Origin of the sequence: Streptomyces sp. NPDC088785 (assembly GCF_044750685.1) — a bacterium.
Taxonomy (GTDB): domain Bacteria; phylum Actinomycetota; class Actinomycetes; order Streptomycetales; family Streptomycetaceae; genus Streptomyces.
On sequence record NZ_JBIVKH010000004.1, the window covers coordinates 434,239 to 453,670 of the forward strand.

10 protein-coding genes are annotated in these 19,432 nt (G+C 72.0%); 7 read left to right on the forward strand and 3 right to left on the reverse strand.

The window, feature by feature from the left end; translation table 11 throughout:
• Positions 1-236 precede the first annotated feature (236 nt).
• Positions 237-2,033, forward strand: a complete 1,797-nt coding sequence (locus ACIP5K_RS15985; protein ID WP_401409805.1) for an RICIN domain-containing protein — start codon at positions 237-239, stop codon at positions 2,031-2,033.
• A gap of 33 nt (positions 2,034-2,066) precedes the next feature.
• Here ACIP5K_RS15985 and ACIP5K_RS15990 read toward each other — a convergent pair whose 3' ends face one another.
• Entirely contained in the window at positions 2,067-2,546 is a 480-nt protein-coding gene (locus tag ACIP5K_RS15990; protein WP_401409807.1) for a hypothetical protein, read from the reverse strand.
• Between the two features lie 169 nt (positions 2,547-2,715).
• On the opposite strand from ACIP5K_RS15990, the gene ACIP5K_RS15995 reads away from it, so the two are divergent.
• Entirely contained in the window at positions 2,716-2,910 is a 195-nt protein-coding gene (locus ACIP5K_RS15995; protein WP_401409809.1) for a DUF2304 domain-containing protein, read from the forward strand.
• Positions 2,911-2,919: 9 nt separating this feature from the next.
• Here the strand turns inward: ACIP5K_RS15995 and ACIP5K_RS16000 are convergent, their stop codons facing one another.
• Entirely contained in the window at positions 2,920-3,753 is an 834-nt protein-coding gene (locus tag ACIP5K_RS16000) for a PIG-L family deacetylase (RefSeq protein ID WP_401409811.1), read from the reverse strand.
• A 157-nt stretch (positions 3,754-3,910) separates the two neighbouring features.
• Positions 3,911-6,256, reverse strand: coding sequence for an AbfB domain-containing protein (locus tag ACIP5K_RS16005; RefSeq protein ID WP_401409813.1), 2,346 nt, complete (start codon positions 6,254-6,256; stop codon positions 3,911-3,913).
• 396 nt (positions 6,257-6,652) lie between these two features.
• Between ACIP5K_RS16005 and ACIP5K_RS16010 the strand changes: the two genes are divergently transcribed.
• The 5 genes from ACIP5K_RS16010 (at position 6,653) to ACIP5K_RS16030 (ending at position 19,417) form a co-directional block, all read left to right on the forward strand.
• Entirely contained in the window at positions 6,653-7,006 is a 354-nt protein-coding gene (locus tag ACIP5K_RS16010; RefSeq protein WP_401409815.1) for a GNAT family N-acetyltransferase, read from the forward strand.
• 42 nt (positions 7,007-7,048) lie between these two features.
• Positions 7,049-7,705 carry an aspartate/glutamate racemase family protein gene (locus ACIP5K_RS16015; RefSeq protein WP_401409817.1) on the forward strand — a complete coding sequence of 219 codons (657 nt, stop codon included), beginning with the start codon at positions 7,049-7,051 and terminating at the stop codon, positions 7,703-7,705.
• A 47-nt stretch (positions 7,706-7,752) separates the two neighbouring features.
• On the forward strand, positions 7,753-8,184 hold the full coding sequence (locus ACIP5K_RS16020) for a nitroreductase family deazaflavin-dependent oxidoreductase (RefSeq protein WP_401409819.1): 432 nt from the start codon (positions 7,753-7,755) through the stop codon (positions 8,182-8,184).
• 883 nt (positions 8,185-9,067) lie between these two features.
• Entirely contained in the window at positions 9,068-12,661 is a 3,594-nt protein-coding gene (locus ACIP5K_RS16025) for a LamG domain-containing protein (RefSeq protein ID WP_401410221.1), read from the forward strand.
• 180 nt (positions 12,662-12,841) lie between these two features.
• Complete coding sequence (locus ACIP5K_RS16030) at positions 12,842-19,417, forward strand: RHS repeat-associated core domain-containing protein (protein WP_401409821.1); 6,576 nt, start codon at positions 12,842-12,844, stop codon at positions 19,415-19,417.
• Positions 19,418-19,432 lie beyond the last annotated feature (15 nt).

Genomic DNA, 19,432 nt, shown 5'->3' on the forward strand with positions numbered 1-19,432 from the left:
GTGCGCGGTGCGCCGCCCCGTGGTCGCTCCATAGTGACAACTCCGCCGCCGGGCAGCCCGATCGAGGTGCCACCGGGGCGGAGCGGCGGATCGCTTGACAGCCCCCGTATTAGTTCGGATCCTAGTCGAACTAAATCACGCCCCGTGGTCTCGCTCTCCTGAACGGCCCCGCCCCCACGGCCCGTTCAGGCAGGAGAGGAGCAGTTGTGCCCGTTCGTCCCAGAATCAGGGCCGTCTTGGCGTCGGCCGCCGTGAGCGCGGTGCTGCTCGCCGGGCCCGCCACCGTCCCGGCGTCCGCCGCCGACCCCGCCTACACGGTCTCCGTCGGGGCCAGGGGCGCCTGGAGCCACCCGGACGACAGCCCCGCCACGCCGTACATCGACAAGGACGGCAGCTTCCACTTCCAGTCCGCGCACGCCCTGTACGGCGCCGACGACCCCCGGGAGTGGACCTTCTACCGCGGTGCCGACTTCGACACGGCGACCCGCGACGCCGCGCTGAGCGACGCCGTGAACCCGGCGAACCCCGACGACCGCAACGACGACACCACCTGGCGCTGCGACAACGGCCCCACCGGCCGTCAGGCGACACCCGCCCCCGACACGTCCAGCTACGCGCGCAGGAACTACTGCGACCTGATGGGCGTCTGGATCGATCCCGACTCGGGCGACTGGTACGGCCTGGTGCACAACGAGTTCACCCCGAGCCCGTTCGGCGACGGGCTGCACTACGACGCGATCGACTACGCCGTCTCGACCGACCGGGGCAGGACCTGGGACATCAAGAACCATGTCCTGACCTCGCCCTACAGCACCCGGCGCGGCGACGACACCGCGTTCCCGCACGAGACCTACTCCTACGGCGACGGCGACCCGCGCCTGTTCGTGGACACCGCCTCCGGCTACTTCTACGTCTTCTACAACTCCCGCGTGATCCCGAAGGGCGGCGTCCCCGGGGGCTGGACCGACGGCAGCCTGGCGCACGTGGCCCGCGCCCCGATGTCCGCGAAGATGGCGCCCGGCTCCTGGCGCAAGTGGTACGACGGCGCCTGGTCGCAGCCCGGACTCGGCGGCCGGGAGAGCACCATGGAACCCGTCGACGCCGCCCACCCCACCGGGTACGTCGCCCCCGAGCACGACTACGACCCGGACAACGCGGGAACCGTCGCCGAGCAGCAGGCGGCCGGTGAACTCCCCTCGAAGTCGGACCTGTTGACGATGAACATCGCCTACGACGCCCACCTGGGCCGGTACATCGGCCAGCCCGAGGCCGTCGTCCAGGACTCCAGCGAACCGCAGCGCCTCTACGTCACCGACGACCTCGCCACCCAGAAGTGGCGGCTGCTCGGCGACACCGGCGACTACCGCACCGGCTCCTGGTACCGCTGGATGCTCGACTCCGTGAACCGGACCGGCTCCGCCGTCGTCGGCAGGACGTTCCGCAGCTACTGCTCGTTCCAGTGCTCGAACGGCGTGTCCGGCGAGTACTACGAGACGACCGTCGACACGGACACCCCGGCCGCCCCCGTCGCCTCGGGCGCCGCCTACACCGTCGCCAGCGGTGCCGGCCGCCGCCTCACCCAGGTCTCCGGCAGCACGCGGACCACCTCCACGGCGGGCGGCGCGAGCACGGCGCGGGGCCGCTGGGTCTTCACCTCCCGGGGCGACGGCTCCTACCGCATCGCCAACGCGGCCACCGGTCAGCTCCTCGGCGTCGACGCGACCCGCGACGCCGGACGCGCCTGGGGCGCGGCCCCCACCGCGACCGACGCCCCGGCCGGCGGCCCCACCGTCGGACAGCAATGGTTCGTCATCCCCTCCACCCGCCCCGACGGCACGCCGACCGGCACCTTCCGCCTGTTCAACCGCTACAGCGGACTCGTCGTCGGCCTCTCCGGCCACCCGGACCGGACCGCCGAGACCACCCCCGTACGGGCCTGGACGGACACCGCGGCGAGGAGGACCGGCGACGGCCGCACCGCCGCCGAACAGACCCTCACCCTCACCGCCGCGCCCGCGGCGCACCGGCGCTGACCCGCGGACCCGCCGCGAGGCCCGACAGGGGGATCAACGGCCCTGCGCGGGCCGTGCCACCGGCGGTGCCTCGTGGCGGACCCCGGCCGCCAGCGACTGCGCGAGCACCTCGGGATCGGTGAGCCGGTCGGCGCGCACGACGACGTCGGCCCCGGCCGGTGTCACCAGGGATCGGCTGAAGACGATGACCGCCCAGGCGTCGTCGGCGCCGATCTCGCGCACCTCCCACTCGCTCGACAGGAGGGCGAGCGGCCCGCGCCCCCGCCAGCGGTACACCGTCCCCGGGCGGGCGGTGAGCCGGGTGTCGACGCCGCGGATGCGGCGCCGCCGCCCGCCGCCGGTGCGGTAGCCGACGTCGTCGGCCAGCCGCGGCGGGCCGGCGCCGCCCCGCTCCAGCGGGGTGTAGGTGAAGGTCGCGTCGGTGCGCCGGCCGCCCTGCCACATCGGGAACGACGAGCACACGATGTGCCAGGTGCCGGCCAGCCGGTCCTCGGCGATGTCGGGAAGATCCATGGGGCGGACCCTACGGCGTACCGCCGCGGGCCCGCCCTCGCGCTCCGTGTTCACCCGGGTGGCGGGAGTGACGGGCCGGTCATAGCCTGGCGGATGTGGCAGCGCCCGGCACGAAGCTGTCGCCGACGCGCGGGGGCGTCGAACCAGGCCGGGACCCGAGGTGACAACGATGGACGCCCTGCATCTGCCCGTGATCCTCATCCTGATCGTCGCGGTGTTCTTCCTGCTGCGAAAAGGCGGGGGCAAGCTCTCCCACATCGCCGTGGGCGCGGCCTTCGGCTTCTACCTGGCGGGTACGTCGGCGGCGTCCGCCGTGTCCTCGACGCTCGACTCCGCCGTCACGGCCATCAGCTCGCTGATGTGAGCGTCCCGGTCAGCGCAGACCGGCGAAGAGGTCGTTCTCCGGGACGGCCGCGCCGGTGGTGTCCCGGACCCGGACGAACGTCTCCACGCCCATGAAGTCGGCGAACCGCTCCTTGCCCATCTTCAGGAAGAAGATGTTCTCGCCCTGACTGGCGTGGGCGGCGAGCGAGTCGAACTTCTGGCCGCTGTACGGCGTGGTGTCGACCCAGGTGGTGATCTCGTCGTCCGGGAGGCCGATCTCGGCCATCGCGGCGGCCTCGGCGGGATCCGGCTCCGGCATGTCCGGGTGGAACTCGCGGATGATCTCCCCGAACCGCTGCATGCCCGAGCGGGGCATCGTGGTCCAGTACACCTTCGGGGTCAGCGACGTCAGGCCGAGCGCCGCCATCGTGATGCGGTGGGCCTGGATGTGGTCCGGGTGGCCGTAGAAGCCGTTCTCGTCGTAGGTGACGACGACGTCCGGCCGGTAGTGCTCCATCAGCTCCGCGAGCCGGGCCGCGCCCTTCTCCACGGGGGTCTGCCAGAAGGCGCCGGGGGCGTCGTTGCTCGGCCAGCCCATCATGCCGGAGTCGCCGTAGTCGAGCGTCTCCAGATCGCTGATCCCCAACACCTCGCGGCTCGCCTCCAGCTCCTGGCGGCGCATCCGGGCGACGGCCGCCGGGTCGTGGCCGGGATCACCCGGTTTGACCCCGCCCGGCCCGTCCCCGCAGGCGCCGTCGGTACACGTCACCAGAACCGTGCGCATGCCCTCCGCCGCGTACCGCGCGAGGACCCCTCCGGTGCTGGTGGCCTCGTCGTCGGGGTGGGCGTGCACCGCCATGAGCGTCAAAGGTCGGTCGGTCATGAGACAAGTCCTTCGTCAGAAGCCACGTAAGGGTCCAGTGTGCGGCAGGCGCACCGCGATCGTGGCTCCTGCCCGCCCCGGGCCGGGGCGGGGGCGGCTCCCGGGGCGTGCGCGGGCGCCGGACCGGGCGGTCCGGCGCCCGCGGGGCCCCTTGCCGTCAGGGGGCCCAGGGCGCCTCCACGGCCCAGGTGGTGTCCTCGGTGAACAGCTGCGGGCTGTCCGCGGCCCGCGATCCGCCGGGTACGGCCAGATGGACCTCGGCGTTGTAGTGCCGCAGATACTGGCCCGGATAGTTCTGCGCCATCAGCCGGACGCCGCCCTGCCCGGGGACCGCGCAGAACGTGGCGTCCGCCCGGAACAGCGCCGAACCGTCCCCCGCCTCCCGGTGGACCCGGAAGTCGCGGTGGCGCAGGTACTCGCCCGGGTAGTTGCGCGACTCGAACGAGTAGCACGAGCCGTCGGACAGGCCCGGCACGATCCGCCAGGTGGCGTCGTTCTTCAGCAGGCCGTCACTGGCCGACGTGACGACGTCCGTGTAGGCGAGGCCGTCCCGGTGCCGCAGGTAGCGGTCGGTGTAGCCGGGGGTGGTGACCCGCAGCGACCTCGGGCCGGTGGGCAGCGTCGTCGGCCCGCCCGGATTCGCGGAGGCCGCGATCAGCGCCTGGTTGGCGGCCCTGACCCGGGCCTCGTCGACCTTGACCACCTGGCGGTCGTAGGTCAGGAGCCCGTTGACCTCGTTCTCGACGTCGGTGATCTCCGTATATACGGAGGCCGAGAGCCCGGCCGGCATCTGTTGCAGCCGCAGCGCGTCGAGCAGTCCGACGAACCGGTTGTTCAGATGCGCGGCGTCGGCCTGGTCCTCGTACGAGAAGCCGTTGCCCGGCGACCACTCGTGCCCGGACACCCGCCGGCCGAGCCCGCCGTACTCACCGAGCACGGCCGCCCGGGTGGCGGACGGCGAGGTGACGCCCGGACCGACGTACACGTGGTGGTCGACCACGTCGCCGTTGCCGCCGTCGACCGCGCCGCAGCAGTTGACGCCGCTCATGTTGTCGACGAGCCGGGAGGGGTCGGCCGCCTTCACCTTGTCGGCGATGCGGGCCTGGTCGTACTGGCCCCAGCCCTCGTTCTCGTCGACCCACATCACCAGCGACGGCGAACTGCGGTGCTCGTCGACGATCTGGTCGAACTCCGCCTCCCACTGGGTGCGGGCGGCCGTGTCCGGGGTGCGGGTGTCCATCGCGGGCATGTCCTGCCACACCAGCAGGCCCAGCCTGTCGGCCCAGTAGAACCAGCGCTGCGGCTCCACCTTGATGTGCTTGCGGACCATGTTGAAGCCGAGGTCCTTGTGCTTCTGGAGGTCGTACTTCAGGGCGTCGTCGGTCGGCGCGGTGTAGATGCCGTCCGGCCAGTAGCCCTGGTCCAGGGTGCCGGTCTGGAAGACGAACCTGCCGTTGAGCAGCAGCCGCTGCTTGCCGCCCACCGAGGCCCGCGCGATCGACCGCATCCCCGTGTACGAGCCGACGGAGTCGACGACCGTGGACCCGGAGACGAGTTCGGCCCGCACGTCGTACAGGAACGGGTCGTCCGGCGACCACAGGTGCGGGTTGGTGATCCGCACCGTCAGCTCCGCGCCGACCGCGCCGGTCGCCGTGCCGACCGTCGTGCCCGCGGAGGAGACCGTGACCCGGGCGCTCTGGCCGCTGACGCCCGCCCCCTGGACCGTCACCCGCAGGGTCGAATCGGACAGCCGGGGCACCATGTCGAGCCGGGTGACGTGCGCGGCGGCGGTCGGCTCCAGCCACACGGTCTGCCAGATGCCGGACGCGGCCGTGTAGAAGATGCCGCCCCCGGGGTGCGGTGTCACGTCGTTGATGCGCTGCTTGCCGACGGCCTGGCCGCCGGTCTGGGTGGGGTCGAAGACCGAGACGACGAGGGTGTTGGTGCCGCCGTTCAGCAGCGGCGTGATGTCGTAGCCGAACGCGTCGTAGCCGCCGCTGTGGACGGCTCCGGCCTGCTGGCCGTTCACCCACACCGTCGTACGCCAGTCGCTCGCACCGAAGTTGAGCTGGACCCGGCGGCCGTTCCAGCCGGCCGGGACGGTGAAGGTGCGCTTGTACCAGAGCTTGTCGTTCTCGGTGATCTTGCGCTGGATGCCGGAGAGGGCGGACTCCGCGACGAACGGCACCCGGATCTGGTCGGTGAAGGACGCGGGCTGCCCGGCGTCCCTCCCGGTGACGGCGAAGTCCCAGATCCCGTTGAGATTGGCCCAGTCGGGCCGGGTCAGCTGCGGCCTCGGATACTCCGGCAGCGGGTTGTCCCGGGAGACCTGGGCGGTCCACGGGGTCGTCATGGGCGCGGGCTTGGGCGTCCAGGCGGCCGGCGCCGCCGCGGCCGCCGGGGCGAGCGTCGTGACACCGCCCAGGAAGAGGGCGAGAACGGCCAGCAGGATACCGGCGGGTCTCAACCCGGCGGGTCTTAACCCGGTGGGGCGCAAGGGCATGGGGGTGCTCCTTCGTCGGATTCCGCGGAGTGGCGGTCGGGTCCGGACTGCTTGGGTGCTGCCTGCCTTTTACAACGCTGTAAGTCCGCTGTACAGACTCCGCGTCAGAACTTCTCCTCCGGCCCCACCGGGCCCACTCGATCGGCGAATCGGGTTGTTTGTGGGGATTTTTGACGAGGCGTCAGGCGGGCGGGTCGCGATCTGCGTACATCGATGGAACCCCTCGACCGGCAAGAATGGTGTGGTCACCGCGGGGCCGCGCCCGGCCCGGCCGTCTGCATGCCGGCCGGGAGCGCGGTCGGCGACGATCTCGACCGGGCGGCGCCCGTCGTCCGGATCGCGCCGGGCCGGGATCGCTTCCAGACTGGTCCGACAGACATCCGTCCGGGAGGCCCCATGACCGACATCGTGATCGACGACGACCGCGCCGCCGGGTTCCTGCGTGCCCGCGTCGGCGGCGCGGAAGGTGAACTCGCCGGACACCTCCAGTACTTCGTGCTGGAGGAGCCGCGGCGCGCCCTCGTCGCGGTGCACACCGTCGTGCCGCCCGCGCACGAGGGGAAGGGCGTCGGCGGTTCCCTCGCCCGCGCGCTGTACGCGACCGCCGCCCGGGAGGCGATCGCGGTCGTACCGCTGTGCTCGTTCGTCGTCCGGTGGGCGGCCCGGCATCCCGGTGAGGCGCCGCAGGCCCCCGGCGCCCTCGTCGACGCCGCGCGGGCGGCCGTCGCCGACCGCCCGGAGCTGTGGTGACCCGCGCGGCCGGCGCCGCGTGCGCTGCGTAGGGTGCCGGGCATGAAGTTGGCGCTGCTGCACACCTCGCCCGTCCACGTCCCCGTCTTCGACGGCCTGCGCGACGCCGCCCACCCCGGCCTCGCGCTGCGGCACCTCGTCCGCGAGGAACTCCTGGAGCGGGCCCGCGCCGCGGGCCCGGGCTCCGTCGCCGACGACGTCCGTACGCTCCTGGAGGCCGCCGCCGCCGACGGGGCCGACGCCGTCCTGTGCACCTGCTCCAGCATCGGCGCCGTCGCCGAGGGGCAGGCCGCGGCGGCCGGCGTGCCCGTGCTCCGGGTCGACCGGCCGATGGCGGCGCGCGCGGTCGCCGCGGGACCCCGGGTCGTCGTCGTCGCCACCACCCGCAGCACCCTGGCCCCGACCACCGCCCTCCTCGCGGAGGAGGCCGCCCGCGCCGGACGGCCCGTCGACCCGCGGACCCTGCTGGTCCAGGACGCCTGGGAGCTGTTCCTCGCCGGTGAGCACGACGCCTACCTCGACCGGGTCGCCGCCGCCCTCGACACCGTCACCGAGGCGGACGCCGACGTGGTCGTCCTCGCCCAGGCGTCCCTGGCCGGCGCCGCCGGACGCACCCGCACCACCGTCCCCGTCCTCTCCAGCCCGGGCCCCGGACTCGCGGCCGCGGCGGCGGAATGCGCGCGGGCCGCGCGTGCTTGAGTGGAGGGTAGTTGTCCGCATCGCAGCCGAGTGACGAGGAACCGCCCATGACCGACGTCGTCGTCAGCCCCACCGGATGGGTCGCCGAGCAGGCCCGCGTCTACGAGGAGTCCGGCGGCACCGAGGGCCTCACGGTCCAGGGCGCCCCCTGTCTGCTCCTCGACTACCGGGGCCGCAGGTCCGGGCAGTGGCGCCGCACCGTCCTCATCTACGGACGGGACGGCGACGACCTGCTGATCGTCGCCTCGTACGGCGGCTCGGACCAGCACCCCCTGTGGTACCTGAACCTCGTGGAGAACCCGGAGGTGCGGCTGCGCGTCGAGACCGAGCGGTTCACCGCGCGCGCCGAGACCCTCTCGCCCGAGGACAAGGCCCGCGTCTGGGACTCGCTCGTCGCGTTGTTCCCGCCCTACGCCGAGTACCAGCGCAAGACCGCACGCGACATCCCGGTCGTGCGACTGGTGCGCGACGACGGCTGACGCCTCCGGGGCGGCTGACGCGGACGGCCCTGTGCGCGGTGCTCGTGGCCGCCCCGCCTGCCGTCCGACGCACGCGAACGGCCCAAAGGACGCGTGGACCCGGCGGGCGTGGGAACGCGCCCCGGGAGACAGTGGAGATCCACCGCCGTACCGGGCGGTGGGCCTCACCCCTCCGAAACGCTGGAGGCATCGCCATGACCCAGCCGTTCCCCGACCCCGTCCCGCCCGGTCCCACACCGGGCCCCGGCCCGAGTCCGGGCCCCGGACCGGACGTCCCGGACCCGGGGCCGCTGCCCGACCCGCTGCCGACGCCGATGCCGCGGCCCGTGCCGCAGCCGCCGCCCGCGCCGGCCCCGCCGGGGCCCACTCCGGACCCCGACCCGACCCCGCCGGACCCCGAGCCCTCCCCTCTCTAGGGCGAACGTGGCCCGGTCGCATCGAGCGACCGGGCCGCGCCGCGTTCCGGGCCTGTGCCCGCGCGGTCGGAGCGCCCGCGCCCGCCGGTCCGCTCGACGATCGCTCCGGCCGTGATCGACCCCCGGTGGAGCCGACCCCCTGAGACGGCGCCCCGCGGTCGCTCCCGGGGACGGAGAAGGCGGGCGAGCCCGGACATAAGCTGATCACCCGCCCCGTTCTCACGCACAGTAACGCCTTGACCACTCTCATCATTTCTTCATCTACTGACCCAACACATTTGCAGGAAGCGTGAAGTTGGGTGGGGGAAGTGCGAAGACGCAGGTGGCGCACATCGACGGGAAACGGGCGGCGCGGACGGGGAGGAGTGGCCGGGGTCACGGCGCTCGCGCTCTTCGCGTCACTACCGGTCATCGGGGTGACGGCCGCGGCCGCCCAGGCGGGACCGCGGTCCGCCGCGGGACCGGCCATGACGCACGAGGCGGCGACGGCGCGCGCGGCCGCGACGGGCGAGCCGGTGGAGGTGGTCGGCGAACGCACCGAGTACTCCACGACCTTGGCCAACCCGGACGGTACGTACAACTTCACGCAGTCCGCCGTGCCGCAGCGTGTGCGGGCGGACGACGGAAGCTGGCACGCCGTGGACGCCACACTGGAGAAGCGGCCTGACGGCACGGTCGGGCCCAGGTCGGCCGTGGTGGACCTGGCCTTCTCCGGAGGCGGCGACGGCGCGAAGCTGATCGAGATCGGCAGCGGCCAGGGCAGCCTGCGGCTCGGCTGGGCGGACCGGCTGCCCGCACCCCGCCTAGACGGCGCGAAGGCCGTCTACGCGGACGTGTTCGACGGCGTCGACCTGGAGCTGACCGCGACCGCGGAGGGATACCGCGAGGTGCTCGTGGTCAAGTCCGCCGAGGCCGCGGCCGAGCAGGCGCTCGAGAAGGTGGAGCTCACCGCCCACTCGGACGGCCTGGAGATCGTGCCGGGCGCCGGGGGCGGACTGCGCGCCGTGGACCAGAACGGCAACACCGTCTTCAAGGGTCCCGCCGGACAGATGTGGGACTCCGCGAGCGAGGCCGAGGGACCGTCCGGCACGACGTCGGCACGCACCGCCGCGGCCACCCCCGCGACGGCGGAGCCCGACCCCGTCGAGGAGGGCACCCAGCCCCGCGCCGGTGACGCGAGCGCCGTGATGCCGGTCCACGTGAACGGCGACACGGTGTCCGTGAAGCCCGACCTCGGCCTGCTGCGGGGCGAGGACACCGTCTATCCGGTACGGATCGACCCCTCGATCGGCCTGGGCGTCTCCGAGCGCACCGTGCTGTCCTCCGACGGCGACAAGTTCTGGCAGTTCAACGGCGACTACGGCGTCGGCAAGTGCAGCGTGTCCGGGCCCTATTACTGCGGCAGCAACTACACGAACCGCATGTACTTCGAGTTCTCCCCGTCGAAGCTCGCCGGCAAGTACATCCTCGACGCCACCTTCCGGGCCTACGAGACCTGGTCCTTCTCGTGCGACGCCAAGTGGGTCGACCTGGAGCGCACCAACAACATCTCCGAGGGAACCCGCTGGCCGGGACCGGCGCAGCTGGACCAGATGGGCGACCGGTACGTCTCCAACGGCCGCGGCAGCCAGTGCAGCCCCGATCAGCCGGACGCCTGGGTCGAGTTCAACGACAACCCGGAGGAGAGCGACGAGAACCTCGCCTCCACGGTGCGCAAGTTCGCCGACGGGAGCATCTCGCGCCTGACGCTGATGCTGCGGGCCAAGGACGAGGGCGACCCGGAGGCCTGGAAGAGGTTCGACGACAACGCCGAGTTGAAGGTCAACTACGCGTACAAGCCCGGCGTGCCCACCAGCGTCGGCGTGATCCCGGGGGACGGCACCACCGCGTACTGCAACAAGTCGTCCTCCGACCCGCTGACCGTCACGCGGGTCGACCCGATGGTGCAGTCCGCCGTGCAGACGCTCGTCGAGCACCACGCCGGGGACGAAGAGGGTTCGCTCCAGGCCGAGTTCGTCGTCGAGCGCGGTGACGACGCCGCCTGGCACCAGGTGTGGTCCGACTACCGGCCCAAACCCGGCTGGTCCCCGGACGGCACTCTGGAGAAGGTGCGCACCTCGAACCGGGCCGACGGCGGCCTCTACCGGCTCAGATCGCGCACCCAGTCCCACTGGTCCTACGGCGGCAAGTCGGGCGACCTGTTCTCCTCGTACTCCTCCTGGTGCTACTTCAAGATCGACTCCACGGCGCCCAAGGCTCCGGTCATCACCGCCGGTTCCCCGTACACCTCCTGCACGGCCAACCTCTGCGAGGGCCGGGGCGGTCCGGGCGTCCGCGGCAGCTTCACCTTCAAGCCGAACGCCGCCGACAAGGACATCGCCGGATACCGCTGGCGGCTGCTGACGACCTCCGCCAAGGAGACCAGGACGGTCACCGGCTCCACGGTCACGGTCCCCGACGTCACCCCGTCGCTCTCCGGCACCCAGGTGCTGTCCGTGGAGGCGAGGGACGTGCGCAACCGCTGGGGCACCCCGGCGGAGTTCACCTTCAAGGTCTCCCCGGCGGCGGGTCCGGTCGGCCGATGGCACTTCGACGACGGCGCGCCCGGGTCCGGGGTGACGGTCGCGAAGGACACGGCGACGGAGGGCACCCGGCACGACGCCGTCCTCCAGACGGCCCGAGCGGGCTGGTCGACCCTCGCACGACGGGGTGACACCGACTACTCGCTCTACCTCAACGACTCCGCCAGTGCCGACAGTCCGCGCGACGGCTACGCGGCCACCGCGGCGCCGGCGGTCAATACCAAGGACTCCTTCTCCATCTCGGCGTGGGCCTTCCTGACCGACACCTCGTCCACCAAGGTGGTGCTCGCGGCGCCCGGCACGAACGCCTCGGCGTTCACGCTGTACTACTCGGCGTCGTACAAGAAGTGGGTGTTCAACCGCACGGCGACCGACACCGGCAGCAACGCGGTGTACCTGCGCTCGCTGTCCGAGAGCGGCGAGCCGCCGCTGCGGGTGTGGACGCACCTCACGGGAGTCTTCGACACCAAGGGCGACACCGACAAGACGAACGACACCATCCAGCTGTTCGTCAACGGACGCCCCCAGGGCAAGCCGGTCGTGCTCGACGCGGTGTCGACCGCGTACACCCCGTGGGTGTCCTCGGGCGGCCTGCAGTTCGGCCGCTCCTTCGTCGGCGGGGTCTGGGGCGAGAACTACCGGGGCCGGCTCGACGAGGTCTCCGTCTGGCAGCGCGCGCTGACCGGGGACGAGGTCGCCCAGGAGGCCCAGCTGCTGGAGGACAGCGTCCCGGCCAACGAGTTGGTGGCGCACTGGGACGCGGCGGGCTCGACCGGCACCGAGCTCAGCGAGCTGACCGCGTACCCCGTTCCGGCGCTGAAGCTGTCGGCCACGGGCGCGACGCTGGACGACCAGAGCGGTCTCGTCCTCGACGGCACCGCTGGCCACGCGTCGGCCACCGGCCCGGTGACGGACGAATCCGGCTCCTTCACGGCGACGGCCAGGGTCCAGCTGGACTCGGTGAAACTCGCGGCCAAGCCGGTGGGCTACGAAGCACAGGTCGCGGGCCAGCAGGCCTCGGCGGGGGAGTCCTCCTGGGCCCTGTCGGTGGTCAAGCCGGCGGCCGGCGTCTACCAGTGGAAGTTCACCCGCACGGCGGTGGGCACCGACGGCAAGGTCACGCAGAGCGCCCAGGTGCCCGGCGGGGACATCGCCGAGACCGACACCTGGGTCCAGGTCACCGGCGTCTTCGACGCGCAGGAGGCCTGGGAGTGGACCGATCCCGCGGACGCCGCCACGTCGGAGACCCGCTACGGCAGGCTCCACCTGTACGTGGGCCAGTTCGACCAACCCGCTGAGACCGACTCCGGGTTCACCGCGGCCCAGCAGGGCGCCGGTGCGATCGCGGTGGGCCGCGGCTCCAAGAGCGGCACCACGGGTCGCTATCTGCCCGGCGCCCTGGAAGAACTGCGGATCTGGACCGGGGCGATGAGCGCCGACCAGGTCGCCTCGCAGGTCATCGGTCTCCTGGCGCGCTGACCGGTCCGCCGCGGTCGGGCCGGGCCACGAACGCCCCCGGCCCGGCCCGACCGCAGCGCTTCCCGCACCCCGCGTCCGCGCCGGCGAGGCCGGCATTCCCTCCACCAGCCCGATCGGCGCCGCCCGCGCGGCGCGGTCGCAGCGCGCCCCCCGAAGGCCGGGGCGCAGAAGGAACACGACATGAATCCGCTTGGGAAATACCGGCTGCCGAGAAGCAGCCGTCCTGACACGACCACCGGCGGCCGCTGGCTACGACGCGGCGCCCTCGGCATCGGCCTGGCCATGCTGCCGGGCCTGCTGTCGCCCACCGCCATGGCCGCGGGCAAGGACCCCCTGGGCCGCCCGGAGCTCTCCGCGCCGCGATCCCAGCAGGTGTCGCCCTTCACCGCGAGGGCCGACAGGAAGAACGCCGCCGCCGTGAAGAAGGCGGCCACCGCGGATCGCGACGCCGCGCGACGGGCGCGTACCGACGCGGCGAGGAACACCACCTGGCCCGGCGAGGGTTCGGCCCGCTTCGACCTGTCCGGCGGGGCGAAGGCGTCGGCCGCTCCGGGATCCCTGCCGCTGGACCTGAAGGCACTGCCGAGGACCGGCGGGGACAAGAGCGCCCGCCGGAGCGCGCCCACCGCCGGTTCCGTCACGGTCAAGGTCCTCGGGCGCAAGGCCACCGCGAAGCTCGGGGTCAAGGGTCTCGCGCTCGAAGTGCAGGGCCCGACGAACGGCGGTGCGGCCCGACTCACCCTCGACTACACCAAGTTCGCGGCAGCCTACGGCGGCGACTGGGCCGGCCGGCTCCAAGTGGTCGAGCTGCCCCCCTGCGCCGCGACGGACCCGCGGGCGGCCAAGTGCCGCACGCCCGAGCCGATCGGCTCGCACAACGACCGGGCGACGAACACGCTCACGGCGGACCTCGACCTCGGCGCGGCCACGGCCGGGTCCGCGCCCACCACCCTCGCCGTCATGGCCGGTACCGCGTCCGCCTCGGGCGACTACAAGGCCACCCCGCTCTCTCCCTCCTCCACCTGGGAGGCCGGGGGCAGTTCAGGCTCCTTCACCTGGTCGTACCCGCTCAAGCCGCCGGCCGCCGCCGCGGGAGCCGCCCCCGAGCTGGGCATCTCCTACGACTCGGGAAGCGTCGACGGCCGCACCGCGAACACGAACAACCAGGGCACCCTGCTCGGCGAGGGCTTCGACCTCACCTCGTCCTACGTCGAGCGCAAGTACGGCTCGTGCCGTGAGGACGGCCACGACGACAAGGGCGACCTCTGCTGGAAGTACGAGAACGCCTCGCTCGTCCTCAACGGCAAGGCCACCGAGCTGGTCAAGGACGACACGAGCGGTCAGTGGCGGCTGAAGAACGACGACGCCTCCAAGGTCACCCGCTCCACGGGCGCGGAGAACGGCGACGACGACGGTGAGTACTGGACCGTCGTCACGGGGGACGGGACGAAGTTCGTCTTCGGTCTGAACAAGCTGGCCGGCGCGGGCGCCGACACGCGCACCAAGTCCGTCTGGACGGTGCCGGTGTTCGGCGACGACGAGGGCGAGCCGGGCTACTCGGCGGGCAGCGCCTTCGCCGACCGCGACAAGAAGCAGGCCTGGCGCTGGAACCTCGACTACGTCGAGGACCTGCACGGCAACGCCATGTCGTACTGGTACGAGGACGAGACCAACAACTACGACAAGCTCGGCGACGAGAACACCGGGACGCAGTACATCCGCGGCGGCTACCTCAAGGAGATCCGGTACGGCCAGCGCGCCGGTGCCCTCTTCAGCGCGACGCCCGCCGCCTCGAACAAGATCGTCCTCTCCTACGCCGAGCGCTGCCTCGCCTCCGGCACCGGCTGCGACGCCCTCACCGACGACACCCGCGACAACTGGCCCGACGTGCCGTTCGACCAGGTGTGCAAGGACGGGGAGAAGTGCCCGTACAACACGAGTCCGGCGTTCTTCACCCGCAAGCGCCTCACCTCGGTCAGCACCTACGCCTGGGACGCCGGCGCGTCGCCCCCGGCCTTCTCGCCGGTGGACACCTGGGACTTCAAGCACCTCTACCTCGACCCCGGCGACACCGGTGACTCCACCGACCAGTCGCTCTGGCTCGACGAGATCAAGCACACCGGGAAGCGCGGCAGCGACCTCGCCCTGGACCCGGTCAGGTTCGGCCACGTCTTCCTGCCCAACCGGGTGGACGGCCCCAGCGACGACATCCTGTCCTTCGAGCGCCCCCGCCTGCGGACCGTGGTGTCGGAGACCGGCGCCCAGACGATCGTCGACTACCTGGCGGCGGACTGCGTGGCCGGCCAGACGATGCCGAAGGCGGACGAGAACACCCGGCGCTGCTACCCCGTGTACTGGTCGCCCAACGGCGAGAAGGACCCGATCCTCGACTGGTTCCACAAGTACCCGGTCAGCGGGGTCCGCACGACCGATCCACTGGGCGGCTCCGAGGCCGTGCAGCACACCTACGCGTACGCGGGCGGCGGCGCCTGGCACTACAACGACGACCCGCTGACGCCCGCCAAGGAGCGCACCTGGTCGATCTGGCGCGGATACGGGAAGGTCACCCACCTCACCGGTGTCCCCGGCGCCACCCAGTCCAAGGTCGTCTCCGTGTACCTGCGGGGGATGAACGCCGACCGGGTGCTCGGGGACGACGGGAAGACCCCGGACCCGGACCGGCGCAAGAGCGTCAAGGTCACGGGGATGAAGGCGCCGGAGATCACCGACTCCGAGCAGTACGCCGGATTCCAGCGCGAGACGGCGTCCTACGACGGCGCGACGGAGGTCTCCGCCACGGTCAACGACCCGTGGTCGAAACTCACGGCGACGCAGCACAAGTCGTACGCGGACACCGAGGCCTACTACGTCCGGGTGGGCGAGTCCCACGCCCGGACCAACGTGACCAGCAGAGGCACCCCGTTCGACCGCGTCCGCACGACCAGGACGACGTACGACGGCTTCGGCCTGGCGTCCACGGTCGAGGACCGCGGCGACGACGCCGTGACCGGCGACGAGAAGTGCACCCGCACCTGGTACGCGCGCAACGAGGACATCGGCCTGGTCACCCCGGTGTCGCGCACGCGGGTCGTCGGCAAGGCGTGTGCCGTCGCGGACGGCTCCCTCGACCTGCCGGCGGACTCCTCGCGTCCGGGTGACGTGGTCTCCGACGAGGCGACCGCGTACGACACGGTCACGTGGTCGGCCACCCAGAAGCCCACCAAGGGCGACGCCCGCTGGAAGGGGCGGGCCAAGGCGTACGGCGCGGACGACCAGCCCCAGTGGCAGCAGGTCTCCCTCACCGAGTACGACGGCCTGGGCCGTCCCACCCTGCTGAAGAACGCGGAGTCCGCGGTCACGTCGCGGACCGGGTACACGCCGGCCGCGGCGGGCCCGCTCACGCAGACCGTGGTCGAGAACGCCAAGGGCTACCGGACCACCACGGCCAAGGACTTCGGTCTCGGTGTCGACCTCAAGGTCACGGACGCCAACGCGAAGATCACCGAATCCACGTACGACAGCCTGGGCCGGGTCACCGCCGTGTGGCTCCCCAACCGCTCGCGCGCTCTCGGCAAGACGGCGAACTACGTCTACGGGTACAGCGTCAGGTCGGGCGCCCTGCCCTGGGTCTCCAGCGGCACGCTCAAGGGCGACGGATCCGGCTACAACACCACCTACGAGATCTTCGACTCGCTGCTGCGCACCCGCCAGGTGCAGGCTCCCTCGGGCGTGGGGGGACGGCTCATCGCCCAGACCCTGTACGACAGCCGCGGCCTCGCGGTCACCGCGCAGGCCGACATCTGGGACGAGAAGTCCGGCCCGTCCGGCACGCTGGTCCAGATCGACGGCGGGCAGGCGCCCAAGCAGACGGACACCGTCTACGACGGCATGGGACGCGGCGCGAAGGCCGTCACGAAGGCCTACGGCGCGGTCAAGTGGTCCGTCGACACGACCTACCAGGGCGACACCGTGCTGACCAGCGCCCCGGCCGGCGGATCGGCCAACGCCGTGGTCACCAACGCCCTCGGCCAGACCGTGGCGCGCCGCGACTACGCCGGCCCGAAGCCCACCGGGTCCGACTTCACCACCACGAAGTACACCTTCGACGCCGCGGACCACCAGGAGTCCGTGACCGCCCCCGACACGTCCAAGTGGACGTACACCTACGACCTGTTCGGCCGCCAGTCCACCGTCGACGACCCCGACAAGGGCCGGACCACCACCTACCACAACACCCTCGACCAGGCGGTCCGGTCCGTGGACAGCCGGGGCAGGGAACTGCTCTTCGAGTACGACGTCCTCGGCCGCAAGACCGACATGTGGCAGACCGCCAAGACGGAGGCCGACAAGCTGGCGCACTGGACCTTCGACACGCTCGCCAAGGGGCAGCAGGACACGGCGGTGCGCTACGAGGGCGGCACCGCCGGCAGGGCCTACACGCAGAAGGTCACCGGCTACGACGCCCTCTACAAGGTCACCAACAACGAGATGACCCTGCCCGCGGACGACCCGATGGTGAAGGCGGGCGTGCCCAGCACCCTGTCGTTCTCGACCGGGTACAACCTCGACGGCACGGTGAAGCAGACGGCCGCGCCCGCGGTGGCGGGCCTGCCCGCCGAGACGGTGTCGTACACCCACGACACGCTCGGCCAGGTCCTGACGGCCAAGGGAGCCACCGGCTACCTCCAGGGCGTCGCCTACTCCCCGCTGGGCGACGTGCGCCAGATGACGCTGGCCACCGACCCGACGGCCGCGAAGAAGATGTACGTCAACAACGACTACGAGGCCGGCACCCGCCGCGTCACCCGCTCGTACGTCACCGACGACGTGCACGGCTACATGCTCCAGGAGCTGAGGTTCACCCAGGACGACGCCGGAAACGTCACCGCGGTGCACGACGACACCACCCTGGGCGGGTCCGGGAAGCCGGACTACCAGTGCTTCACCTATGACGGCCACCGCCGTCTGAGCGAGGCGTGGACGCCGACGACCGCCGACTGCGCGGCCTCCGGGCGCACTCGGGGCAACCTCGGGGGCGCCGCCCCGTACTGGACGAGCTACACCTACAACGACGCCGGACTGCGCAGGACCGGGACCGAGCACGCCGGGTCCGCGGACACGACAACCAGATACGACTACGGCACGGACAAGGGCCAGCCGCACGCCCTGTCCTCGACGGAGACCGGAGGGAAGACGACCGCCTACGCCTACGACGCCACCGGCAACACCACGACCCGTCCCGGCACCCAGGCGCCCCAGACGCTGACCTGGAACGCCGAGGGCAAGCTGGAGAGCGCGAGCGAGCCGGCCGCGGGCGGCAAGCCCGGGACCGGGACCGGCTACCTCTACGACGCGAGCGGTGAACTGCTGATCCGCCGTGCCACGACCACGGACGGGGAGAGCGTGCTCTACCTCGGCGCGACCGAGGTCCGGCTCAAGGTGAGCGGCAACGGCGCGACCAAGTCGCTGTCCGGAGCGCGTTCCTACCGCGCCGGGGAGCAGACGATCGCCGTGCGGACGTCGGCCGCCGGGGAGACGGGCACCAGGCTCGCGTTCCTCGCGGGCGACCTGCACGGCACGTCCGGCCTGGCCGTGAACGCGGACACGCTGGCGTACAGCAAGAGGTACACGACGCCGTTCGGAGCGCCGCGCGGGCCGCAGAGCCCGGCCTGGCCGGACGACAAGGGGTTCCTGGGCAAGCCCGCCGACAGGACCACCGGTCTGACGCACCTGGGAGCCCGCGAGTACGACCCGGCGACCGGCGCGTTCCTGAGCGTCGACCCGCTGCTCGAACCCGAGAAGCCGCAGTCGCTCAACGGCTATGCCTACGCCGGCAACAGCCCGGTGACCAACGCCGACCCGACCGGCATGTCGGACGGTCTCGGCAGCCTGCTCGGCATCATCGGAGCGGTGGTCGGCGGCGCCGTCGGCGCCCTCATCACCGCCGTGGGAGTCGGACTGGACGCGATCGGCTCGCTCAGCGGCGGCAGCGGCGGGGGCACCGCGCCCACCGGCCCCTGGGGCAACACCGCGGCGCCCGCGGGCGGCTGGCAGCCCGGCGCGACCTGGAACTTCATCACCAAGTCGTGGGACCTCCCGTTCCAGCCCAAGGGGAGCATGAAGGACTTCCTCGCCCAGTTCCCCGACTGGGGCATCGTGTCCGACGCGAAGGCGGCCAACCGCTGGGAGTCCTCACGGTCGATGTTCTTCGGCTGGCTGTGGGGCGGCGGATATCCGATGCGGGAGCACCAGGACTTCCGGGGCGGGGACGCCTTCACGCAGATGCTCGCCAGCGACGACACGATGGAGAAGTGGCGCATCACGCTCATCGGCCAGGCCCGTGACAAGGGAATGAAGGCGCCGTTCGCGAAGGAGGCGGCCGAGTTCGCCTACCAGGACAAGGGCCCGGACCCGGGCAGCCCCTGGTACAAGGCCAACTCACTGCGCGGCGCGGCGAACGACATCCTCGGCGTGCTGACCAACGGCGGCCTCGGCACGGACAACCAGGCGGACGCGCTGCTCGGCAGCTACTCGGCCACGGGCCGCATCAAATCGATCAACAAGAAGGACGACACCGTCACCCTGAAGTTCACTGCGACGAACATCTCGGACTGGCGTTCGGCGACGCACGTCATCCCGCGATCGTGGAACCCCGCCTTCGAGGACACCTTCGGTGCGGCCGTCACAGAGGACTTCTCCTGGGAGGAGAAATGGCCCGTGAACCAATGCGTGAACTACTCGGACTGGCTCGACTGATGGCCGTACAGCTGA